The organism is Capnocytophaga sp. oral taxon 336 str. F0502 (assembly GCF_000411575.1).
GTDB lineage: Bacteria > Bacteroidota > Bacteroidia > Flavobacteriales > Flavobacteriaceae > Capnocytophaga > Capnocytophaga ochracea.
Genome location: NZ_KE150489.1, coordinates 234,476 through 259,745, shown reverse-complemented (window position 1 = coordinate 259,745; position 25,270 = coordinate 234,476). Strand labels below are relative to the sequence as shown.

The 25,270-nt window shown below is 37.2% G+C and carries 18 protein-coding genes; 13 read left to right on the top strand and 5 right to left on the bottom strand.

Annotation, left to right across the window (positions count from 1 at the left end; translation table 11 throughout):
* Window position 1: 1 nt before the first annotated feature.
* The 4 genes from HMPREF1528_RS04545 to HMPREF1528_RS04530 form a co-directional block, all read right to left on the bottom strand.
* Window positions 2-1,642, bottom strand: coding sequence for a hypothetical protein (locus HMPREF1528_RS04545; protein ID WP_016478818.1), 1,641 nt, complete (start codon window positions 1,640-1,642; stop codon window positions 2-4).
* Between the two features lie 197 nt (window positions 1,643-1,839).
* Window positions 1,840-2,703, bottom strand: coding sequence for a DUF58 domain-containing protein (locus HMPREF1528_RS04540; protein WP_016478817.1), 864 nt, complete (start codon window positions 2,701-2,703; stop codon window positions 1,840-1,842).
* A 126-nt stretch (window positions 2,704-2,829) separates the two neighbouring features.
* Window positions 2,830-4,008, bottom strand: a complete 1,179-nt coding sequence (locus HMPREF1528_RS04535) for an aspartyl protease family protein (protein WP_016478816.1) — start codon at window positions 4,006-4,008, stop codon at window positions 2,830-2,832.
* Between the two features lie 51 nt (window positions 4,009-4,059).
* Window positions 4,060-5,061 carry an AAA family ATPase gene (locus tag HMPREF1528_RS04530; RefSeq protein WP_009411880.1) on the bottom strand — a complete coding sequence of 334 codons (1,002 nt, stop codon included), beginning with the start codon at window positions 5,059-5,061 and terminating at the stop codon, window positions 4,060-4,062.
* Window positions 5,062-5,583: 522 nt separating this feature from the next.
* Between HMPREF1528_RS04530 and HMPREF1528_RS04525 the strand changes: the two genes are divergently transcribed.
* From HMPREF1528_RS04525 to HMPREF1528_RS04510, 4 genes are all read left to right on the top strand, one after another.
* A complete protein-coding gene (locus tag HMPREF1528_RS04525) occupies window positions 5,584-6,720 on the top strand; it encodes a trans-sulfuration enzyme family protein (protein ID WP_016478815.1) in 1,137 nt (378 codons plus the stop codon).
* A gap of 72 nt (window positions 6,721-6,792) precedes the next feature.
* Window positions 6,793-8,562, top strand: a complete 1,770-nt coding sequence (locus HMPREF1528_RS04520; RefSeq protein WP_016478814.1) for a GDSL-type esterase/lipase family protein — start codon at window positions 6,793-6,795, stop codon at window positions 8,560-8,562.
* 38 nt (window positions 8,563-8,600) lie between these two features.
* On the top strand, window positions 8,601-10,151 hold the full coding sequence (locus tag HMPREF1528_RS04515) for a LysM peptidoglycan-binding domain-containing protein (protein ID WP_016478813.1): 1,551 nt from the start codon (window positions 8,601-8,603) through the stop codon (window positions 10,149-10,151).
* Window positions 10,148-11,872 (top strand): MBOAT family O-acyltransferase, encoded by a 1,725-nt coding sequence (locus tag HMPREF1528_RS04510; protein ID WP_009411884.1) that lies wholly within the window; start codon window positions 10,148-10,150, stop codon window positions 11,870-11,872. Before HMPREF1528_RS04515 ends, HMPREF1528_RS04510 begins: the two co-directional genes overlap by 4 nt.
* A gap of 117 nt (window positions 11,873-11,989) precedes the next feature.
* Here HMPREF1528_RS04510 and HMPREF1528_RS04505 read toward each other — a convergent pair whose 3' ends face one another.
* Window positions 11,990-12,922 (bottom strand): malate dehydrogenase, encoded by a 933-nt coding sequence (locus HMPREF1528_RS04505; RefSeq protein WP_009418361.1) that lies wholly within the window; start codon window positions 12,920-12,922, stop codon window positions 11,990-11,992.
* Window positions 12,923-13,105: 183 nt separating this feature from the next.
* Between HMPREF1528_RS04505 and bioD the strand changes: the two genes are divergently transcribed.
* The 9 genes from bioD to HMPREF1528_RS04460 all read left to right on the top strand — a co-directional run bounded on the left by bioD (window position 13,106) and on the right by HMPREF1528_RS04460 (window position 25,240).
* Complete coding sequence (gene bioD, locus HMPREF1528_RS04500; RefSeq protein WP_016478812.1) at window positions 13,106-13,714, top strand: dethiobiotin synthase; 609 nt, start codon at window positions 13,106-13,108, stop codon at window positions 13,712-13,714.
* Between the two features lie 236 nt (window positions 13,715-13,950).
* Entirely contained in the window at window positions 13,951-14,220 is a 270-nt protein-coding gene (rpsO, locus tag HMPREF1528_RS04495; RefSeq protein ID WP_002671426.1) for a 30S ribosomal protein S15, read from the top strand.
* A 112-nt stretch (window positions 14,221-14,332) separates the two neighbouring features.
* Complete coding sequence (locus HMPREF1528_RS04490; protein ID WP_016478811.1) at window positions 14,333-16,567, top strand: polyribonucleotide nucleotidyltransferase; 2,235 nt, start codon at window positions 14,333-14,335, stop codon at window positions 16,565-16,567.
* Window positions 16,568-16,725: 158 nt separating this feature from the next.
* Window positions 16,726-17,139, top strand: coding sequence for a hypothetical protein (locus tag HMPREF1528_RS04485; RefSeq protein WP_016478810.1), 414 nt, complete (start codon window positions 16,726-16,728; stop codon window positions 17,137-17,139).
* Window positions 17,126-17,545 carry an HXXEE domain-containing protein gene (locus tag HMPREF1528_RS04480; protein ID WP_016478809.1) on the top strand — a complete coding sequence of 140 codons (420 nt, stop codon included), beginning with the start codon at window positions 17,126-17,128 and terminating at the stop codon, window positions 17,543-17,545. The genes HMPREF1528_RS04485 and HMPREF1528_RS04480 overlap by 14 nt, the downstream gene beginning before the upstream one ends.
* 6 nt (window positions 17,546-17,551) lie before the next feature.
* Window positions 17,552-18,346, top strand: coding sequence for a Fic family protein (locus tag HMPREF1528_RS04475; RefSeq protein WP_016478808.1), 795 nt, complete (start codon window positions 17,552-17,554; stop codon window positions 18,344-18,346).
* Window positions 18,347-18,361: 15 nt separating this feature from the next.
* Complete coding sequence (gene mltG, locus HMPREF1528_RS04470) at window positions 18,362-19,387, top strand: endolytic transglycosylase MltG (protein ID WP_016478807.1); 1,026 nt, start codon at window positions 18,362-18,364, stop codon at window positions 19,385-19,387.
* Between the two features lie 410 nt (window positions 19,388-19,797).
* A complete protein-coding gene (locus HMPREF1528_RS04465) occupies window positions 19,798-24,183 on the top strand; it encodes a gliding motility-associated C-terminal domain-containing protein (protein WP_232211461.1) in 4,386 nt (1,461 codons plus the stop codon).
* A gap of 145 nt (window positions 24,184-24,328) precedes the next feature.
* Window positions 24,329-25,240, top strand: a complete 912-nt coding sequence (locus HMPREF1528_RS04460; protein ID WP_015782758.1) for a type IX secretion system membrane protein PorP/SprF — start codon at window positions 24,329-24,331, stop codon at window positions 25,238-25,240.
* The last annotated feature ends 30 nt before the right edge of the window (window positions 25,241-25,270 follow it).

The window sequence follows — 25,270 nt, the reverse complement described above, 5'->3', positions numbered from 1 at the left end:
ATTATTCTGTTTTAAATACAATAGAATTGATAACTCTTTGTGCTATCTTATCGGCGTTAGGTTCGTCTATATGGGTGATAAGAACTTGTTGGAGCGCATTGTTTTCAGTAAAACTGTACAGCTCATAAGAAGCGCTAAAGTATTTACCTTTCTCATTAGGAATACTCATTTTGCCAAAAACTTTTATACCTTTTGCACCGCTGGGCGAGGTGTATTCTTCCTGCAAGGTAGTGATGTTCTTCGCCTTAGCTTTATCCAATTGCGAAAGCACTATTTCATTCACCTTTTGTGGGTCTAAGGTAAGTCCACCGCCTTGTTCCTCTTGTTGAGGTGCTGTATGTTGGGCGTCTTTCTTAAAGGTAATGATATTGGTCATTATGTATAAAGGTGAATTAAGACTGCCGTAATAGAAAGTATATTGCTTATCTATAATCGATTTGTATTCCGCTACGTCTACTATTTGCTTGCGAATGAGTATCTCTGGGGTAGTGAGCTCAGTAATAGGATAACCGTAATCACTTGTTACCCACTCGCTGCGATTGATACTCGCATAAGTATTGAAGTATTTGTTGTACAAGATATTATATCCCATAAGCAATACAGGAGCTAATACTACAAAACAAAGCGCGACGATAAGAGCCACTCGGTTGCGTCTTTTTCTGCGTTCTCTTATTTTCAGTACGCTCATTGCGAAAGCGTCTTGTGTAGGCACTTCCCCTTCGGCTACTACCACAGGGATAGCCTCTTTGGTTTTGATAACCACATTCTCAATGGTCTCACGGTCGTATTCAGCATTGTTGTCCGAGGGCTTACTCTTGGCAAATTTCACCAAGTCGGCATTTTGTAATACCCGTTTGAGGTTGCTGATAGTCTCTTCCGATAAGTGTAGCTTTCCTGCTTCTTGCAAAATATTAATTTTAGCCAAAAGCTCATCTGTGGTACTCTCTTTGGCTAAAATATGCACCTCGTCTTCCAAGTATTCTTTTACAATATCGGTAAGCCGAGTATAATAGGCTTTGTGTTGTGATTCTATGAGGTATTTAGAATTTTGTAAGTCTTTTAGATCTTGTATGGCGCGCTCAAAAGGAGGTAACTTTTTGCGTTCTTCTTCGGCTGATAATTTCTTCTTGCGGAAGACGAAGAAGTATAATCCACCTGCTACTAAAAGGAGTCCTATAATTCCTATAATAATCCATAACCACATACGTGAAGCCGTAGGTGAGGCTACTTCCGTAATAGGTTTAATGTCGTATAAAGGCTGTTTGAGCGTATCTACCGCTACGGTATGTACTTCTACAAGTAGCGAATCGGTATAGTAGTCTTTGTTACTGATGTGTATTCTTTGTCGCGGAATGGTGTACTTCCCTTCATCAAATTGAGTAAGGTAGTAGGCTTTTTCCAAACGAAACTTACCTCCCTCTTTCAAGGTATCAGTAGGGTCGGCTTTTACCATTTCTAGCGGACTAAAACTCTGTCCTTCCGGAAATACCACAGCCGCATCAGCAGGGGCTTCTACCGATATCTTGTATTCTATCTGTTCTCCTATTTTTATGTTCTTTGTATTAGTCTCTACCTTCACCTCTTGTGCGTAAAGAGTAGGAAATACAAATAATATTAATATGAAATATAATATTCGTCTCATTTTACCGCTTAATACTTAATGTGAATCAAGGTTTGAAAAAATGATTATTTCTGATTTACAATATCATAGTCGCTTTTGCATCACATCTCCCCCTTTGAAGGTAGCCAGCGACAGCTGGGTATGTGTAAAGGGGGATGTTTATAATCAATTAGTTAATCCAACTCTTGATTGGTATACTTAATTTAGTCTCTTATCTCTTACCTATTTTTAAAGTATCCCAACAGCTTTTGGGTATAACTCTCATCGTTCCTACAGCTCACTACCCCTGCACCCGATTTTTGCCAAAACGTCTCAAAATAGTTCACCGTCTCGTGATATTGTTTTGCATATTCATTTTGCACTGCCGATGAAGCGGTGTTCACACGCATCAGCGCTCCCGTTTCAGCATCTTTTACCATCACATAACCTAAGTTAGGTAGTTCAGTTTCTTTTTTGTCATAAATGCGAATACCGGTAATATCGTGTTTTCTGGCAGCTATCTGTATAGGTTTCTCATAGCCTTTATCCATAAAGTCCGAGAGCATAAACACAATCGCCTTTTTCTTCGTTACCCTACTGAGGAACTCCAAAGCCTCCGAGATATTAGTCTTAAAACTTTTGGGCTGAAACTCTATAAGCTCTCTGATGATGCGCAACACGTGCGATTTCCCTTTTTTAGGGGGAATATACAGTTCTATTTGGTCAGAAAACAGTATCAAGCCCGTTTTGTCGTTATTCTGTAAAGCTGAGAACGCCAAGGTAGCTGCTATTTCGGTAATCACTTCACTTTTGAACTCTTGTTTCGTGCCAAAAAGCTCACTACCGCTCACGTCTATCATCAACATTAGCGTAAGTTCGCGTTCCTCTTCAAATACTTTCACAAAAGGCTCGTTGTAGCGTGCCGTTACGTTCCAGTCGATATTGCGAATATCATCACCAAATTGGTACGGACGTACTTCACTGAAAGTCATACCCCGACCTTTGAAGGTAGAGTGATACTCCCCTCCGAAAATATTATCGGAGAGCTTGCGCGTTTTTATCTCTATTTTGCGTACTTTCTTTAATAGTTCTTTGGTATCCACTTTTATTGTTTTATTGTAAGTTATGAATACAAATTAAAGCTTAAAATAATATAGTTATAACATAATAATTTTTTTTCTGTCACAACATTCTCCTCAGAGTACTCAGTGAGTTGTCGTAGTTCAGTATTACAACAATTCTTTTAATTTTATCTTTATTGTCTTCTCTTCATCACTATTAGGAGCTTTATATCCAATCTTAACTGTTTTACCTTTTTGTTTTAGCATTTGTCGGTATTGTTCTAAGTCCCCCGTATTGTTTTTATTGATACTCATAATTTTACTTCCTTCTCGTAGCCCTTTTTGGTAAGCCTCCGAGTTTATAATTATTCTTGTAACTACAATCTCATTATTTACCCGTTGTATAGAAATAGGACTTATGAGTTTTTCAAATTCTTTACTAAATAAATTATTAGGTCTTAGGTATAATTTATGTGTTTCATAGTTCAAGATAATATCAAATCTGTTAATGATTTCACTCCCCAAAATTCCTAAATAATTAGGGAACGAACTTACTCCTTCTTTGTCTGACGATAAATTAATGGGAATATCTTTAAAGTCAAATCCAGCAACGGTAAGTTCCTTTATCATTCCGGTTGTTACAGTACTCTTTTTGCTCAGATTATCACTCGAAGAGACCAAAGTCTTTCCTATTTTTTCAATCAACTTATGTTGCTCTTTATAGGGAGTGTTGATGAGTAACGAAAGTCCTGCTCCACTGTCAAAAAATACATCTCCGTCAAACACTTCCCCATTCTCTAATTTAATACGGATAGGGAACTGAGGAATAGGAACTCCTAACTTAAATTCAAAAGGTACTTCTGTATATCCTTCTGTGTTTAGAGTCTCACTAAGATTATAAAAAGAAATAACACGCCTCTGAAAATCAATCTTTGTAATATAATTCTTTATAATATCATTCCCGATGATACCATCGAACTTTTTCTCAAAAGCATTGTTCAACCTACTTAAATCTTCTAAAACAATATTTACATTCCCAATTTGTAACTCAGGATTTAAATTTATCGTTTGTGATAATGCTATGTGATATTCTTTACTTCCTCCAGCACCTTCTACTTTCTGGGTATGATTAGGCTTTATTCCATATTGCTCAGCAACATTTTTATCTAAAATAGTAGTGGAGGCTCCTGTATCAAAATAAAAGGTAAGAGGCATTGCCTCACCTTTTACTGATAGCTTTAATAACACGTACTTATCCTCTAATAACTCAAAAGGCAGAACTGCCCTTTGTGCACTAATAGCCAACGGCAAGCATAAGGTCAGTATTAAAGTACTCATTGTTTTCATAATAAAACTAGTTATTTTAATATCTCAGAATTACCTTTTACCTTTTACCTGCTATGGTACTTCAATAGTATTCACTATCTTGTGAATCATCTCTACTGAGGTAATATTCTCAGCCTCTGCTTCGTAGGTGATACCGATACGATGGCGCAATACGTCAAATACTACCGCACGTACGTCCTCAGGAATTACATAACCACGACGTTTGATGAAAGCATAACATTTTGCCGCCATTGCCAAGTTGATACTACCACGTGGCGAAGCTCCAAAGCTAATAAGTGGTTTAAGCTCTGCCAAGTTGTATTTTTCAGGATAACGAGTCGCAAAAACAATGTCTAAGATGTATTTCTCAATCTTTTCGTCCATATACACCTCGCGCACGGCTGTTTGTGCTTTTAGGATTTGTTCCAAACTCACTGTTTGGTTCACCACTGCGTAACTATTGCTGAGATTGTCGCGCATAATCTGTTGCTCTTCGTCCAATTTAGGATAATCGATAACCGTTTTAAGCATAAAACGGTCTACTTGTGCCTCAGGTAGTGGGTAAGTTCCTTCTTGCTCTACAGGGTTCTGAGTTGCCATTACCATAAAAGGAGCGTCTAACTTAAAGGTCGAATCACCAATGGTTACTTGTCGCTCTTGCATTGCTTCCAATAGAGCAGACTGTACTTTGGCAGGCGCACGGTTAATCTCGTCAGCCAATACAAAGTTCGCAAAGATAGGTCCCTTTTTTATAGAAAACTCGTTTTGTTTGATGTTGTAGGTCATTGTTCCTATCACATCGGCAGGCAATAAGTCCGGTGTAAACTGGATACGGCTAAACGACCCGTGTACCGATTTAGCAAGGGTGTTGATGGATAGCGTTTTTGCTAGCCCAGGTACCCCTTCCAAGAGGATATGCCCTTTGCCTAATAACCCTATAAGCAGGGCATTTACCATATGTTTTTGCCCTACAATCACCTTGTTCATCTCATTGGTGAGCGCATCGATAAACACACTTTCACGCTCTATCATTTCGTTTATCTGACTGATATCTACAGATGTTCTTTGTTCCATAGTACAAATTATTTTTTTAGCGTTTTTCTTTAATACAAATACTGTGCCGTCTTGTTATTAGTACAGGTTACAAAAGTATTTTTTTCTTACTAAACTTACAAATATTTTTGTAAAATAATTTTCTAAGCTGTGTTTAACCTCCCTTTACCTTATCTTACATCTTGTCATTGCTTTTACGTCCTATACTTTGCCAAAGTTTTCACTTGCCCATCGTGCTACGACCTTTTACAAAGTTTATTTTTTCTTTACCTTACCTCCGCCTTACATTCATCTTACATTTATAATTTGTTCATTTCTCTTTCATTCATTAATCACTTTTCACCCACTGTAGAGCCACTGTAACCCCACTCTTTATCCATCTATCTTATAAGTTTCCTATAATCTTTGTATAATTCCCTACCTCTAATTCACCATTAATCACTAACCATTAACCGCTAACCATTCATCATTAATAATTAACTTTTTTTGCGTAGCATATAAAAAAGTACTACTTTTGTCGCTCTAATAGCAAAGAGATAAGAAATGAAGTTTGAAACTAAAGCCATTCACGGCGTAAGAACTGCCAATAAAAACACAGAAAACTGGGGAAGCACCATCAATATGGCTTCTACTTTCCCTATTGAAGAATACGGTGTAGAACAAGAGTTTGAATACGGACGCGTTTCAAACCCTACTCGTAAGGATTTTGAAAGTCTTATAGCTCAATTAGAAAGTGGCATACACGGATTCGGATTCTCATCGGGTATGGCTGCCATTTCTTCTGTTTTTACAATGTTTAAAACAGGTGACCATTTTGTGTTAGGCTTAGATATCTACGGAGGTACTTATCGCATTATGCACGATATTTTCAATAAATTTGGTTTTGAAGCTACTTTTGTCGATATGACCGACCTAAGCAAAATAGAGAAAGCCATTCGCCCTAATACAAAAGCCATTTTTATAGAAACACCCTCCAACCCTCTGTTAGACGTTACCGATATATGTGGGGTAATAGAAATCGCCAAGAAACATAATCTGCTCACTATGGTCGATAATACCTTTATGTCGCCCGTGTTACAACGCCCTTTAGAGTTAGGAGCCGACATAGTATTACACAGTGCTACCAAATATTTAGGAGGTCATAACGATATCATCGCAGGAGCTGTGGTGGTAAATGATGAAACCTTAGCCGAGAAAATACGTTTTGCACAAGTAGCCATAGGGGCATTGCTTTCTCCGTTTGATAGCTGGTTGCTCTTGCGCAGTATGAAAACCCTAAAACTAAGAGTCGAAAAAGCACAAGCCAATACTCTTAAACTATTAAATTTCCTTAAAACGCACCCCGAAGTAGAAAAGGTGTATTATCCTACTGATACACAAAATAAAGGAAAAGCAATACAAGAACGCCAAGCTTCTGGTGGAGGTTCAGTATTTTCTTTTACAGTAAAAACCGAAGCCAAAGCCAAAAAGTTTTTCGAGAGTCTAAAAGTAGCCCTTTTTGCAGTGAGCTTAGGAGGAGTCGAAACATTGGTAACCCACCCCAGTTCGCTTACTCACACCGAGTTTCCCGAAGAAGAAAAAGTAGCACGAGGCGTTACCCGTACACTCATCCGCGTAGCAGTAGGAATTGAAGATGCTGACGACCTTATCGCCGATTTTAAACAAGCCTTAGAAAAATAATTTGTAAAAAATTTGCTGTTGATTCATTATTTATTTGTATCTTTGCCCGCTGGAAGAAAAAGAAGCTAACTTGTGAAGACACCCTATTTTAAACAATCTTTTCTTATTGTTTTATTTGCAACACTCATTTTCATTGGATTTAAGAACTGTTTGCCCGCACGTATTTTTCCCGAAACTAAAGCATCAGGAAGCAATGTAGTAGTAGATAGCTTAATGTTGGAAGCCATTTCAGGTAAAGAAATCGACAAAGTACTCAGCCAAGCCAATGATTCCTTAGCACAAGAACAACGACTTAAAAAGTCCGACCAGTATCTTTTTTCTTTCTTTAAAAAATTAGAAGAGTTAGAACAAACTAAAAATGGTAAAATAAGAATCGCTTATTACGGCGATTCGATGACTGATGGCGACCTCATAGTGCAAGATTTGAGAGCTCTTTTCCAAAACGCTTTCGGGGGGTTAGGAATTGGCTTTTTGCCCATTGCTTCTGAGTCGGCTAAATCAAGAGGAAGCGTATTTCATTCTTATTCCAATACTTGGAAAACCCAATCTTATGTGAATGTGAAACGCCCTAAACGTCCTTTTGGTGTCTCTGGGCAAGTGTTCTTTACACAAGGCAATGGTACGTGGGTACAATATAGGTCATCAAACCAAGCTCATATTAATCAGTTGTATGCACCAGCATTGTTCTATGGTGCTTCTGGTAATAAAGAAGCAAAAGTAGAAATTGCCTATAACGATACTGTAAGAGTAGTAAAATCATTAGATACTGATAAATTGCTGAATGTATTGCCTTTAACCGAAGGGGCAAACACTAAATCAGTGCGTATTACTTTCTATAAGTCCGATTCTATTCCTATTTATGGAGTGGGCTCAATGCAAGGCAAAGGCGTATATATAGATAACTTTTCAAGCAGAGGTAACTCAGGCTTACCCTTATCGCTTTTTAATCCTGATTTAATGAGAGCTTTCGATAGAGCGTTAGGCGGATATGACCTTGTAGTATTACACTTTGGTGCTAATGTACTCAATTACGGCACACTCGATTATTCGTGGTATGAACGCGGAATGACAAAGGTGATTAACCAGATAAGAGCTTGCTTCCCTCATACCTCAATTCTTGTTATCTCTACCGCCGATAAGTCTACTAAAGTAGATATGGAGATGCAAACCGATAAAGCAGTAGTACCTTTGGCAAATGCACAACGGAAATATGCACAAGATACTCGCTCTGGTTTTATTAATTTATATGAACTGATGGGGGGTAGAGGCTCTATGAAACAATGGGTAGAGGCAAATCCACCGTTAGCAGGTAAAGACTATACTCACTTTAATCCAAGAGGAGCTAAAAAAGTAGCCCACCTCATCTATAATAAACTTATGGAAGAGTATGAGCACTATAAAGATCCTCGTAATAGTGAAAAAGCCGATGTGTTCCAAGAAAGAATAAAAGAAATTCAAACAGTACGAACCGTTACTCCTACTACTCAACCTAATGTAAATAGAACAAGAACACAAACTGTAACAACTCAGCGAGTGCAATCACCAACTACTCAACGAGTACAAAGTGCAACAACTCAACGGGTACAAAGTACAACAACTCAACGGGTACAAAGTGCAACTATTCAGCGAGTACAAAGTGCAACGACTCAACGAGTGCAAAGTACAACCACTCAACGAGTGCAAAGTACAACGACTCAGCGGGTACAAAGTACGACTACTCAGCGAGTGCAATCACCAACGACTCAACGAGTACAACCATCAACAATTCAGGCAGTACAGAATATTACAAATAAAGTGCATAAAGATACTATTAAAGAAAAAAAAGACAATTTACATAGATAACATAACAAGATAGATAACACACTAAAAAAAATAGAACAATGAAAAAGCGAACGCCATTCATAAAGAAACTAATAGCTCCTGTATTGTTTATCATTACAGTAGCCCTCTATTTTAATGTTAATTATACTACAGCTATTAATTTATCTTCACTTACTTCAAAGATAGCAAATATAGAGAATAAAGAAGGAATTGATAAAGATGCCTTCAAGGAAGCTATTCCCCAGCCTTTGGCATATGCTGCAGGTGATGATGACTCTCCTAAGGAGTACAATAATCTGTACAATGCCTCAGCCTTGAACCCTTTTTTCGAAAAGCTTGCTGCTTTGGAGAACTTGAAAGATAGGAAGATTAATATTGTTCATATTGGCGACTCTCACATTCAAGCCGATGTAATGACTAATATTGTAAGACAACGCTTGCAAGAAGAGTTCGGAAATGCTGGTTTAGGCTTGGTATTCCCGTATTCACTTATTAGAACTAATGGGGGACATAATGTGAGCTTTACTTCCAATATCTCTTGGAATAGTGAAAAGAATACTTCTTCTGCAACTGTTGGTATTACAGGTTATTCTCTTTCTACCAGTAACAAGAATTTTGTTATTGAACTGGACTTAAAAAATAAAAACTACACCTTTAATACGGTAAAGATTATTACCCCTAATAACGAACGTTTGTTCGAATTGGCTACCAATGTAGGTAAAGTAGCTCGTTTGAAACCTAGTGTACCTAAAACACTTTCACACAAAGTAGAGCAAGGGCAAACACTTTATGGTATTTCAAAGAAATATCACACTTCAGTAGAAAAAATACAACAAGCTAATAACTTAAAAAGCGCACAAATAAGAATAGGGCAAGTATTGCGTATCCCTACTAAAGAGATGGTAGCTTCTACTCCTAAACAAAAAGTAGATTTATCTAATGCTACCATTTTAAACGGTAATTCTTTATATAGCTATTATTCTTATGATAATCTAACCCCTTCCAATAAGGTTTATCTCACAGCCAATACCGAGAGCTCTTCATTTACGCTTAATGGAATTGTCTTAGAAAATGATAAAAACGGAGTTATATATCACAGCATAGGGGTAAATGGTGCTCATTTCTCTGATTATAACAAATCACAGCTCTTTTTCGACCAAATCAAAGCCTTAGAACCCGATTTAATCATTATATCTTTGGGTACTAATGAAGCTTATTGTCGAATGTCAGCAACTCGTTATGACGAAGAGGTGAATAAATTCATAAAAGCAATTCGCTCTCAATATGGTCAATGTCCTATATTGCTTACTACACCTCCGCCTTCTCTTTACAAAAAGAAAAGTCCTAACCCCTTGTGTATGGAATACGCCGATACCCTCATCGATAATTCAGTAAAAGATAATTACAGTGTTTTCGACCTTTATCGAGCTGTAGGAGGAAATGAAGCTATTCAACGCTTTATTCAGCAAAATCTTATTGCTGGTGATCGCATACATTACACAAGAAGTGGCTATACTGAGCAAGGCGCTCTCTTTTATGATGCTTTTATGAGCAATTACTTGAATTATAAAAAACAATATAAACTATCTTTAAAACCCTATCTAAATTGAGTATAGATGCCTTACTGCAATGGTTTATTGATACATTCACAACTGAAAACATCTCTAAATGGTTTGTTGATAATTTCTCATTCACAACCGAACAAGTAAGACAATGGTTCATTTATGACCCTAATCATCCACTATTATTTAATAGTAGTTTGTTTTTAGGGTTATTTTTGGTGTTTTATTTGGTGTATATTATTACCAAAAAACACGCTCATTTCCGTACTGTTTATGTTACCTTATTTTCCTTATTCTTCTATTATAAGGCAGGAGGTAACTTCTTTGTGTTGCTGATAATCTCCTCATTGTTAAATTATTTCTTTGCAGGACAAATCTATAGAAGACAGAATGCCTCTTTGCGCAAGTTCTTCCTGGCAGTGAGTATGGTTGCCGATTTGGGTATTTTAGCCTATTTTAAGTATACTAACTTTTTAATTGATAGTCTCAATACACTGCTTCAAAGCAATTTTGCCTTACAAGATATCATCTTGCCTATAGGTATCTCGTTCTATACATTCCAAACAATGAGCTACACTATTGATGTATATCGCCGAGAGATAGAACCTGCTAAATCATTCTTAGATTTTACTTTCTTCGTATGTTTTTTTCCTCAATTAGTGGCAGGGCCTATTGTGCGTGCCAAGGATTTCATACCACAGATATACAAAAAAATAAGCTTAACGAAAGAAGAAACTTCTTTTGCTTTATTCCTTATCATTGGAGGACTGATTAAAAAAGCGGTTATTTCCGATTATATCTCCCTAAACTTTGTAGATAGAGTTTTCGATGCTCCTAACAGTTATACAGCTTTTGAGAACTTAATGGCAGTATATGGCTATTCTTTACAAATATATTGTGATTTCTCAGGCTATTCCGATATGGCTATAGGTTTAGCGCTACTAATGGGCTTCACTCTCCCCATAAACTTCCGTACTCCTTATCAGTCTAAAAATATCACTGAGTTTTGGAGACGTTGGCACATTTCCTTATCTACTTGGCTAAAAGATTATCTTTACTTTTCAGTAGGAGGAAACCGCAAAGGTACTTTTTGGGGCTACTTCTTCCCAACCGTCTTTTTTGCTTCCACTTTGCTATGGGCATTTCATATGCAAGAAAAAACAATGTTGCCTCTTTACATTACCTTAGGAGCAATCGTTGTGTTTGTATTGGCTATACTTATCTCTAAAAACCGACAAAAATCAGTGCGTAGTCATTTCAACCAGATGACGACAATGCTCCTAGGTGGTTTATGGCACGGAGCTAATTTGCGTTTCATTATTTGGGGAGCATTACACGGGTTAGCTTTGGCTGTTCATAAAACCTTTACGGAGTTCTTCCCTAATAAGAATCCTGAGAAAAGAACTTTTTTTAAAGGTATCGCTAATATCATTTTTGTAGTGATTACTTTCCACTTTGTAGCTTTTTGCTGGATATTTTTTAGAGCCAAAGATTTCGATATCGCTTTAAGTGTAATCTACAATATCCAGTCTATAACTTATGATCTTCATCAATTTCAAGTTATTGCCAAAGGCTATCAAAATGTATTTTTGTTAATGGCAATAGGCTTTGTTTGGCACTTTTTCCCTACCAGTTTAAACGAATGGCTTAAAAAGGTATTTGGTGCAATGCCTATTCTCTTTAAAGCAATTATTTTGGCACTTACTTTTTGGGTGGTATATGCCACTGCTTCAAGTGGAGCACAACCCTTTATTTACTTCCAGTTTTAGACGATATACATCTAAGTAAAAACTTAGTTTTTTACTCAAATAGAACAAATAAAAAAGTGATTACTTTCTCTTGAAAATAATCACTTTTTTAGTGTTTATATAGTTGTTCTATCCCAACTATAATACGCTTGCTAACGCTTTGTTTACTTCGCGTACTGCTCCGGTACTTTCAGCAAATTTGGCTTTTTCAGCATCGTTGAGTTTTACCTCTACAATTTTTTCTACACCATTTTTACCGATGATTACAGGCACTCCTACACACACATCCTTTTGTCCGTATTCTCCTTCGAGCAATACTGAGCAAGGGAAGAGTTTCTTTTGGTCGCAAGCGATTGCTTGTACTAAAGCTGATACGGCAGCCCCTGGTGCATACCAAGCCGAAGTTCCCAAGAGTTTAGTAAGGGTCGCGCCACCTACTTTAGTGTCTTCAGCAACCTGATTGAGGCGGTCAGCACTTAAAAACTCAGTTACAGGCACACCACGATAGCTTGCCAAACGAGTAAGAGGTAACATACCACTATCGCTGTGAGCAGCGATTACCATACCATCTACGTCTGAAATCGGACTGTTGAGCGCTTCTGCCAAACGATATTTAAAGCGAGCGCTATCAAGTGCTCCACCCATACCAATAATGTGGTTCTTAGGCAACTTAGTAGCTTTATGTACCAAATAAGCCATAGTATCCATAGGGTTGCTCACTACAATCACAATCACATTAGGTGAGTATTTTACCAATTGTTCTACAACCGATTTCACAATGTTTGCATTGGTACCGATAAGCTCTTCACGAGTCATACCTGGTTTACGAGGAATACCTGAGGTAATCACAGCTACATCACTGCCTGCTGTTTTTGAATAATCATTGGTTACCCCCACAATACGAGTGTCAAACCCATTGAGGGAGGCGGTTTGCATCAAATCCATAGCTTTACCTTCGGCAAAACCTTCTTTGATGTCAATTAAAACTACTTCAGACGCGAAGTCTTTAATAGCAATGTACTCTGCGCAACTTGCTCCTACGGCACCAGCGCCTACTACTGTAACTTTCATATAATCTATTATTTAAGTCAGGAGAAGCCTCCTGATGGTTATTTTCAAGCAACAAAAGTAAGGACTTTTAACAAATCCTCCAAATTATCTTTAAAAATATTTTTAACATTCTTTTACTTTTTCATTTTATGCTATGTGCTTTTTATGTACTTTTGCACTTTCAAAACTAATAAACCATTCAAAATGAAAGACACTTATTTTGTGGTGGGCATTTCCACCGAAGTCGGTAAGACCGTCGTTTCGGCTATCCTTACTGAAGCTCTCCAAGCCGATTATTGGAAACCAATCCAATCTGGCGATTTAGAAAACTCCGATACTCATAAGGTAAAACGTCTCATTAGCAACTCCCGCACGGTATTTCACCCTAATAGTTATGGGCTACACACACCTGCTAGTCCACATCTTTCTGCTCAGTTAGATGGCGTTCGTATTGAGCTTTCCAAAATTGTGCGTCCTACTACCAATAACACATTAATTATTGAAGCAGCAGGAGGTCTCTATGTTCCTTTAAATGATGAAGATACTATGCTCGATCTTATCCTCCCCACCGATAAGGTAGTGCTCGTCTCTCGCCACTATTTGGGTAGTATTAATCATACAATGCTCACTTATGAGGCCCTTAAAAACAAAGGACTCAACGTTTACGGCATTATTTTCAGTGGTACCCCCACACCGTCTACCGAGGAGTTTATTCTTCATAAAACAGGACTCCCCGTGCTCTTACGTATAGATGAAGAACCTTATTTTGATAAGCAAGTTGTTAAAGAATATGCTAGCAAACTAAAAATATAATACAAAATGTTATATTTTGTAGTGAAAAACAAATTAGTAATTTAATGATAATCAATGTGTCATAACCCTTTGTATAACAATCTTCCAAGATTCGTTCAAGCTTCCTATAAGCTTTGTATAGGTTAAGGATAAATTGAGAAGAGGAAAAATCTATCTATAAATTTGCACAGCTTATAAAATCTTTTTATCTTTGCGCCCGAAAAAAATTACATAATAATCATTAAATTAATATTGGAATGTATTTAACAAAAGAAGTAAAAGCGGAAATTTTCAAAAAGTACGCAGGTTCAGAAACCAACACTGGTTCAGCAGAAGGGCAAATCGCTCTTTTTACCCTTAGAATCAATCATCTTACAGAACACTTGAAAGTAAATCGCAAAGATTTTAATACCGAGCGTTCCTTGGTGAAATTAGTAGGTAGACGAAGAAGTTTGCTCGATTATTTGAAGAACACAGATATCGAAAGATACCGTGCGATTATCAAAGAGCTAAACATCAGAAAATAAGCAATAGTAAGGAGGCTTTGTGCCTCCTTTTGTTTATCACAGCAGTTTTTCATTGGTTAGACCCTAAAGCCCACAACACAACAATTATTAATTATTAATTAACAATTAAAGAATGATTCCAGAAGTAAAAAAAGAAATCATCGAATTAGGTGATGGCCGTACCATCACTATCGAAACAGGCAAGTTGGCTAAACAAGCCGACGGTGCTGTTGTGGTGCAAATGGGGAATGCGATGCTATTGGCAACCGTAGTATCAGCTAAAGAAATCAATCCTGAAACTGACTTTTTGCCTCTTACTGTAGACTATCGTGAGAAGTTTGCAGCAGCAGGTCGTTTCCCTGGGGGCTTTTTCAAACGTGAAACGCGCCCTAGCGACCAAGAAATACTTACAATGCGCTTGGTAGACCGCGTATTGCGTCCACTATTCCCTAAAGATTATCACGCTGAAACTCAGGTGATGATTCAGCTTATTTCTCACGACGAGAATGTAATGCCCGACGCTTTGGCAGGTCTTGCTGCCTCTGCTTGTTTGGCAGTGTCCGATATTCCGTTCGATGGTCCTATTTCCGAAGTACGCGTAGGTCGTGTAAACGGTAAATTTATCGTAAATCCAAGCCGTGAACAATTAGAAGCTTCTGATATTGATATTATGGTAGGTGCTTCTAAAGACTTTGTGGCAATGGTAGAAGGTGAAATGGACGAGGTGAGTGAAAAGGATATGGCTGAAGCTATCAAATTTGCACACGAGGCTATCAAACCTCATATTGAGGCACAATTGCATTTGGCTGAAAAAGTAGGTAAGACCGAAAAACGTACTTATGAGCCAGAGGTTGAAAACGAAGAGGTAAAAGCAAAAGTATATCCTTTGGCTTACAAAAAATGCTATGCAATTGCCAAAGAAAATACAACCAAACAAGAACGTGGCGAGAAGTTCAATGCGGTAAAAGAAGAATGCTTGGCACTCTTCACCGAAGAAGAATTAGAAGAACTCACACCTATCATCACTCGTTATTTTGACGAGGCTGAAAAAGAAGCTGTGCGCAACCTTATCTTAAACGAAAATATTCGTTTAGACGGTCGTAACACTACCCAAATACGCCCTATTTGGTGTGAAGTAGGCTATTTGCCATCAGCACACGGTTCATCTATCTTTACACGTGGTGAAACCCAATCGCTTACTACCGTTACGTTGGGAACTTCACGCGAAGCAAACGTAATCGATTTGCCTTCAGAACAAAGTGAAGAACGTTTCTACTTGCATTACAACTTCCCTCCTTTCTCAACAGGTGAAGCACGTCCGTTACGCGGAACATCACGTCGTGAGATAGGTCACGGTAACTTAGCACAACGCGCCCTCAAACGTATGATTCCTGAGGATTGCCCATATACCGTGCGTGTAGTATCCGAGATTTTGGAATCTAACGGTTCATCATCTATGGCTACCGTATGTGCAGGTACTTTAGCCTTGATGGATTCAGGGGTACAAATGGTAAAACCTGTATCGGGTATTGCTATGGGACTCATCACCGATGGCGAGCGTTATGCAGTACTTTCCGATATCTTAGGTGATGAAGACCACTTAGGTGATATGGACTTCAAAGTAACCGGTACCGCCGATGGTATTACCGCTTGCCAAATGGACATCAAAATCAAAGGTCTTTCTTACGAAATACTCGAAAAAGCTTTGAACCAAGCCCGCGAAGGACGTATGCACATCTTAGGCAAAATCACTGATACTATTGCCAAACCTAACCCAACAGTGAAACCTCACGCACCTAAAATTGTTAAGATGGATATGCCTAAGGAATACATCGGAGCATTTATCGGTACGGGTGGTAAGAACATTCAAGATTTGCAAGCGCGCACAAATACTACTATTGTGGTAGAAGAAGTGGGCGAATTGGGCATCATAGAAATCTTAGGTACCGACGAAGCTGGTATTCAAGAAGCTATTGAGGCAGTAAACGCAGTGAAATTTGAACCTGTAGAAGGAGAAACTTACACTGTAAAAGTAGTGCGCTTGGTAGAATTTGGGGCTTTTGTAGAGTTTGTTCCTGGTAAAGACTCTTTGCTCCACATCTCTGAAGTATCTTGGGATAGAATCGACAAAATAGAAGATGCTCTTAAAGAAGGTGATATCATAGAAGTGAAATACCTTGGTATCGACCCTAAAACCAAGAAAACAAGAGTATCACGCAAAGCCTTGTTGCCACGTCCACCACGCGAAGAGCGCCCTGACCGTCCAGCGAGAGAAGACCGCCCAAAATCAGATAAACCTTACAACGGTAAACCTCGTAACGACCGCCCTAAAGGACACAATAATAACCAAAAACCACGTCAAGAATAGCAAAAAACTTTGTCAAAATCTCAAAATTTGACAAAGCCTATCATAGAATTTTTGTATTCATAATATTTTTTAAACCGAAGATTTGGTACTTTTATAGTATAAAGTTTTCGGTTTTTCTTTTTTTTAGTATCTTTGCCATCACATAAAAGATTTCAAAAATGAAACCCTTTCTAATTTCAATCGTAACTGATGTGATTGATGCACCTGTAGCATTGGTATATAATATTGTTACTGATAATAAGAACTTTCAGTGGCGAAAGGAAGTGGAAAACATTGAGTTATTAGAAGACGGTTTTATTGAATATTACAAAGGTGGGGGACACACGTTTTTTAAGAATATTCAGAAGAAAGAAAATGAGTATTATGCCTTTACAATGCAACACAAACTATTTTATGGAGAATGGGAAGGAAAGTTTGAATCGTATAACGGAGGTACTAAAGTTTGCTTTCAAGAGAAAATACATATTAAAAACTTCTTTTTAAGACTCATAGCGCCTCTCTTTTGGAATTTAAAACGGATACAACAAAACTATATTACCACATTAAAAGCAGAAGTATATGCAAACCAATAGATACATACATTTGTGGCTACCCATAATGGGACTACACGCTTTGCATCAAGTAGAAGAGAGTATTTCATTCTGGCAATGGTATATTGACTTTGTAGATAAGATACCCTCTTGGTTGCAGTTTTCAAGAATTTTAGAGAATGCCCATTTAGCAAAAGCTCACCCTGAATATTTTATAGGAGCTTCCATAGGACAACTTGTTTTGGTAGCGGTCATTGCTTTTTTATGTCGAAAGAACGAAAAAGCTACAAGAATTGCTCTTGGGATATACCTCGCAGGATTGAGTTTCTTTTTGGTATGGCATATCCTAATAAGCTATTTCACCCATTCTTATTCTCCCGTAATGGTAACCTGCCTCATAGGGGTTTATCTCATCCCAAAATGGGGGTGCCAGTTGTTTAAAAGATAGAAGCCAATGACTATTCCAGAAATTATACAAACCTACAGAGCACTTGGTTTAGAATCCTCGTTGAATTATAATGAGTTCAACAAGATTCTTATTACCAGTCACTCTACCCGTATAGAAGGCTCTACTTTAACTTTAAACGAAACTCGCGTACTGATTGAAGAAGGCAACACTCCTAATGGTAAGCCTCTATTGTTTGCCAATCAAACTAAAGATCATTATGAGGCATTGAATTTTGTACTAAAAGAAGCTACACAACAACGACTTCTATCAGTAACTTTTATTCAGGAAATAGCTGCCAAAGTGATGAAAACTACAGGAGAAGTGCTTACTAATGCCTTAGGTACTGTAGATGCCAGCAAAGGTGAATTGCGTAAGGTGAGAGTAACCGCAGGAGGTGTATCGTTTATGAGTTTTGAAAAAGTACCGGCAACATTAGAGCAGTTAGTAAAAAAACTAAATGAACTACTCCCTAAGCAAACTACCGAAGAAGCTCAATTAGCACTGTCATTTTATGCTCATTATGAGTTAGTGAACATTCACCCTTTTCTTGATGGCAACGGCAGAACCTCACGCCTGCTGATGAACTTTATTCAACAGTGGTATGGTTTGCCTTTGGGTATTGTATTTGCAGAGGATAAAGCAGCTTATTACGAGGCTTTGAACTCTGTGCGAACAAACGAAAACTTTGAGGCATATAATGCTTTTATGTTTAGTCAGTATACTAAACATTTGCAAAATGAGATTGCTAAAGAGAAGGATTTTAGAGAAAAAGAAGACAAAACCATAGAATGGAAATTTTAAAATAGAAAAACAACTATGAAAAAATGGATTATAGGAGCGGTGATTGCCGTGATAGCCGTATTAGGCTTCTTTATTTATCGCGCTGTACTGGTGAGCAATACAGCTTTTCAAACCAAAGAAGAAATAGTATATATCCCTACAGGAGCCGATTTTAGCGATGTGTTGTACGTGATGAGTCCCTTGTTGAAAGACCGTACTTCTTTTATCCAAGTAGCCAAGTGTATAGGCTATGCTGATAAAGTAAAAGCAGGTAAATACATCATCAAAAAAGGGGCAACCAATATAGATATCGTACGCACTCTTCGCAATCGTAATACCCCAGTAAAACTCAAATTCAACAATCAGGAGCGATTAGAAGACTTTGCAGGACGTATCGCTGCACAAATAGAGCCTGATAGCACTACTTTAATGCGTGCTTTTTTAGACGCTAACTTCCTCAAAGAAAACGGTTTCACCGATGCTACTGCATTGGCAATGTATATCCCCAATACGTATGAGTTCTATTGGAATACCTCTGCCGAAGAATTTCGTGACCGTATGCTCAAAGAATATGAGCGTTTTTGGACGCCTGAACGCAAAGCTCAAGCCCAAAAGCAAGGGCTTACTCCTATAGAAGTGAGTATATTGGCATCAATTGTGCAGAAAGAAACAGCTAAGGTAGACGAGCGTCCGCGCATAGCAGGGGTTTACTTGAACCGCTTACATATCAATATGAAATTGCAGGCTGACCCTACTGCTATCTTTGCTATGAAAAACCATACGGGTGATTACAATATGGTAATAAAACGCGTTACCGAGGTGCATACAAGTTTGCAAAACCCCTATAATACTTATCGGAATTACGGTTTACCTGTGGGACTTATCACGATGCCCGATATATCGAGTATTGAAGCTGTGCTCAACCCTGAGCAACACGATTATCTCTTTTTTGTTGCTGATACTGAAAACTACGGTTATCACAAATTTTCGCGTACCTATATGCAACACCTACAAGGGAAAAAGCAATATACAAGATGGGTTGATGACAAAGGAATTAAATAGAAGATGATTAATGATTAATGGTTAATGGTTAATGGTTAATGGTTAATGGTTAATGGTGAAATTAGGGGTAACTTATACAGAGCTTATAGGATAAACGAACTATGAGTGGGTCTACAGTGGGTCTACAGTGGCTCTACAACGAACAAAAGACGAACAAAAGACGAACGATAAACGAAGGAACAACGAATGTAAAGTGGAAGTAAAGTGAAGGAGAGATATATTAAAAAGGTTTCTTTATTCACTTATTTCCCAATTGCTGATACCTGCTAAACGGGTATTGTAATGACAGCTATTATAGATGAATAATATATTTATTAGTCACTGATAAAAAATAAATGTTAAAAATCTTGTGTTTTTATGGCTGAAGACCTAATTTTGCCTTGCAAAATAAAGTTTTTTAAGGCTTAATAATGATGTGGGATTTTAAACGAACAGTAAATGTATTTACTCTAATACTACTACTTATACTCTTTTCTTCAACAGAGATTCTTAAAGCACAGCAACTAAAAACTGTAATTTCAGAGAATATAAAATTTACTACTTCTGGTTTTCAGGAAGATACTTATATTTCCGTGAGAATTATTTTTCCTAAAGATAAAGAAAAGATAGATGTAAGATTTACTTTTCCTAAAGGAATTGAATATGCGGGATATACTCTTGAAAAGAATAGTGCCATACGAAAAGTTACTCCCAAAGATATAAATTTACCTAATAACCCTGTGCTTACTGTACTAAGTAGACCAGGAAGTACAACACATCTTTTAGTGAAACGCAGAATTACTAAAAGAGGGTACAGCTATCTGAAAACACATCTATCTCTTCAAGATGAAGTGGGGGTAATGATTGATGAGGTAACGGTTGCTACTAAAAAATCTAATGAATATTTTTTAAATACTCCTAATCTGCAAATTACTACACAAAAGGTGAAAGAGAATCCTATGGGGGATTATTCGAGAGTATTCAGTATTGAGAATAAAACCATAGAGGGAAAAAGAGTAGGTATCATAAACGATATTTATTTTTCGGTGAAACACCCATTAGGGGTTAAAACACGAAAAATGATTTACAATAAAAAAGTACTTGCTCCCATAAGTAAAGTGCCACAGCATATAGGGCAAAATGGAGGAGAGAATTTGTATGTGATACGAATTTCGGAAGGATTAAAAGAGAAGGAAGGAGTTTGGATTACAGAAGAGTATACGGCGAAAGGTTGTAAAGCCAATGGAGAGGTGCGTTATGAGGCTTATTGGGGAGAAAATCCTTTGGAATTATATGAAGTGAGTAGTGCTGTTCAATCGATTACAATGCAAGTGGCAACTGATGAAAAACCTAATGTTATTTTAAATCCACAGAGTACAGCAACTTATTTTAAATGGAGTGAAGGCTTCTGTGGAAATACTTTGGGAATGTTTACTGCACAATACATTAATAAAGGGAATGCAACGGCTTATGACCTTCAACTGACCCTTTATGAAGAAGAGGATTTGGTGAAATTTAAGGCTTATAAACCCACGAATTTCCGTATTATAGATAGTGAGAAAAAAGAAATCATTATCCCTGATAAAGCCATACAAATGCCTGATGGTGTGTTAGGAAAACGCATCATTAGCTTTGCTGAATTAGAAAGTTTTAAGGATTTAGCATTAGGACAAAGCAATATAGGTCTTACTGATGAAGATGGTGACGGGATAAGAGATGATTTGGCACCAGAAGAAAAGTTAGAAATACGTTTTGATTTAGTTAGAAATGATAATATTCCCTGTTTATCATCTACCGAAGGGATATTTGCAGTAAGTATTATTGCTGAGCTTTCTTACCATAACTTGTGTGGTATTTCTTTTCATAAACAAGAGTCATTAAGTGACCATACTTTTAAACGAAAAATAAAAGAAGTGAAAGACACTTCAAAATTTCCTACCTTATTAGCACTTAACCAACCTATACCGGCTTCAATATCTTTTACTGCTTCTGTAACTACACAAGACAATATTCAACAATTACAATCACATCACAAAGAAATAGCAGAAAGGAAGTATCGTTATGAGCTGTTGTTACCCGAAGGAATGGCAATGATGAATATAAAGTTTTATAAAGCCGATGCTTATGGGGGTTTGGTAGCATCTGCAATAACTCTGCCTGATGTCCCTTCGGGAGGAACATTCAGTTATACCACAGCAGATGAGGTTTGGGGATATATCACTTCTGATATGATTTTAACAACTTGCAAGGCAAACAAGGTTTCTTTGCAATATTCAATTTGGCAAATGGATAAGAATAGGTATAATACTTATTGCAAAATACCCTATATTTGTACAGAAAGGGCGATAGTTGCCAAGTGTCCTGATGTGTGCTTTGAGAATGCCCCTAAAACACTTTCAACAACAATAGAAAGGGCTGAAAATTCGTATGGTTGGACAGATTATACAATGACCCAACGGCAAAAGCGTGCAAAAGTGAGACAAGAAGACCGCAAACGAGCACTTTACTTAGACGATATTGAAATAATATCGGAGGGTGTACAATTAGGGGGCTCTACTAAGAATCTTTATTATTATGTGCAGGTACCTAAAACAGTGGTATTATTACCTAAACAGGTTAGTTTAAAGATAGGAGAACATCTTATAACATTGGTTGCCAAGCAGGGTGTCCTTCGTCAGACCACCGATGATGAAAATAATTATTTCTTGTGGAATTTAACAGAGGCATTACCTTCTCGAGGAGTTTTAGCAGATGAGAAATTTACTGCCGTTGTTACTTATCAAGTGGAGAGTTGTACTGCTGAAGATGTTACTTCAACCTCTCAATTAAAAGAAGAGATAGGTTCTTTTTTTTATAGAATTGATGGAACAAAAGAACAAAACATAAATGAAAGAGGTTATCATACGGAGGAATTGCATTGTGGAGAAGAGAGTAAGAGTGTATTTTATATTGTAAATATACCTGATGAAGATGTTTATTCTTGCTATAAGATGAAAGATTGTGTGTTATTTTCTCTACGAAATAAGACAGAGAGTAGTGTTATTCAGCAGACTACCGATAGAATATTTAAAGATGAATATCGTCCTAAGAGGCTTGTAAAGATTATAGAGATAAAAGTGCCTAAGGGTTATGATTTGGTAAAGCCGGTGGCGTATCATTATTTAGAAAACACGGCAACTAATGTAGTGCATATTCCGTTAGAAAGCTTTACAACGAATGAAGATAAGGATTTTAAAGTGTATACTTATACTAACCCTATGAAAGGAACGGAGGGATATTTACCGCCAGAAATTATTTCGGGACAAAATGATGAGACTCAGTATATAGAAGTTTTTGTACAGCCTACTTGTAAAGCAAAAGTATGCACAAGCGAAGAAGAAGCCTTTAACCATAATCAATTAGTAATTATGGGGGTAACCTATGAAGGTTTCTATTATCATTATGCCAATAGTGGAGAGACAAAGATTACAAAACAGAATACATCGAATACTTTGCTTTATGGGGGACAGCGCTCTATTACTTTGCAGTCTATCACCCCTCAGAATATAAAAATACATAACACGACCTTTTTTATAGACTTTAGGTTACAAAATTTGAATAGGGAGCCCATAGATAATATTTGGCTTATGCTCCCCAATATACAAGGTATAGAAGTATTGAGATTGTTAGCAGTAGACCCTATTAAACAGAAAGAGCAAAGAGTTATCACAGCCCAAGATGTGCAAGGCAAGAAGTATTATTCTTTAAGTGAGCTACGAGCCTATACAGATATGGTTTATCGATTGGAATACCGAGTGACTAACTTCGATATGACACATTTTACCGTTGAGGTTTATGCAGGCAGGAGTTGTAATGATAATTTAATGGAATGCAATATACAACAACTTGTGTATAATGTAGAAAATGAAAAAGGAGTAACACCTGATATTGTTGTTGTAACACAACCTGAGAGTCAAGTGTTATGCAATGGAGAAAGAGCTGTATTTACTTCTGAGGCTAAACTTATCTCAGCAAGTGCTACAGGAAAAAACATCGGCTATCAGTGGCAAGAATTAACTAATAAAAGCACCCAATGGAAGAATATAGATACGGAAAAGGGCTCTGTTAGAAGAGGAGATAAAGTAACCTTAGTTTTTGAAGCTGTCAATGCTGACTTAAACGGGAATAAGTATAGGGTGAAATATAGTTATACAGACGTAAAAACTGCTACCGTTCAGTACTCTGAGGAAGCAATATTGAAGGTGAATTATTTAACTATCGAACAACAACCTACCTCAGGTGTTTATATTCAGAAAGCTTTACCATCGCCTTTATATGTAATAGTGAAGGGTACCACTACACCTGTGTATCAGTGGTATGAGAGTACTATGAATACAAATATCGGTGGTAAGGCAATAGATTCTCGCGCGAATAGTTATACACCTTCAACTGAAACAGTAGGGGAGAGGTATTATTATGTGACTATAACCGACAGATGTGGCACTGTAACAAGTTCAGTAGCCAAAATAGAGGTAAAAGCAGACACTTTTACAACAACAAGTGAATTAAAAAGAATTACTGTTTACAATGGCTTATCAGCAAACGGAGATGGAAAAAATGATTGTTTTTATATCAGAGGAATAGAGCATTACCTCAATAATAGAGTTAAGGTATATAATCGGGCAGGTGAAAAAGTGTTTGATATAAAAGGATATGACAATACTTCTCGCGTATTAAAAGGAGATAAAATGCCCTTAGGAACTTACTACTATGTGTTAGAATATTACGATGCTCAACGAAAAGAAACACAAATAGGGTGGCTGTATATACAAAAATAATAAGGGTATAGATATAAAATATTGTGTAAAAAGTGGTAGAAATGTAAAAAAGTTGTACTTTTGCCGAAATAAAAGTCAGTTAGATTTACTATCTAACTGATTTACAATAATAAAGAATAAAATTTAAGTAATACATAGTTTAAAAATGATTAAAAAAGCGTTTATTTTAGTATTAACAATGTTTAGTGTAGGGGTATATGGACAACAAGAGTCGCAATATACCCAGTATATGTACAACACTATGATGTTTAACCCAGCTTATACAGGCTCGAGAGAGGTAGGCAGTTTCTTTGGTATGTTTCGTACCCAATGGGTAGGCATCAAAGGAGCCCCCACTAATGGAAGCATTAGTTATCACCAACCAATGGAGAGCTTACGCAATGTAGGTTTGGGAGGAAGTATTTTTAGAGAGAGTATAGGACCTCAAAATCAAACGGATTTAACGATTGATTTTTCATATACTTTGAACTTTGAGAACTCTAAATTAGCTTTTGGTATCAATGGTTCGGGTAGCTTATTTCAAATAAATTATGATGAGCTAACCAAACAAGACCAAGCAGACCCTAACTTATCGGGCAGTGAGAGCGTTTTTTCTCCCAATATAGGAGCGGGTATTTATTGGTATACAGATAAGTATTATTTAGGGTTTTCAGTGCCTAATATGTTGGAAACCACTCATTACAACAAGAGTTCAGTGTCTGTGTTGAAGAATACGCAGCATATGTATTTAATCGGTGGTTATGTGTTCAACTTGTCAGAGAACACAAAATTCAAACCCGCAGTGCTTTCTAAGATAGCTTTTGGAGCACCCTTGCAATTGGACTTATCGGCAAACTTTATGTTTAATGAGAAGTTTGTGTTGGGGGCAGCTTACAGATGGTCGGCAGCAGTGAGTGTAATGGCAGGTTTTCAGATAAGTGAACGTTGGTTTGCGGGATATGCTTATGACTTTGAGACGACTGAATTATCAAAATATAATTCAGGTTCACACGAAATCTTTTTGCGTTATGAACTGCTCAAAACCTATAAGAAAATAGTGTCTCCTCGTTTCTTTTAGTTAGGAAGGAGAACAGAGAGTATAAGCCTT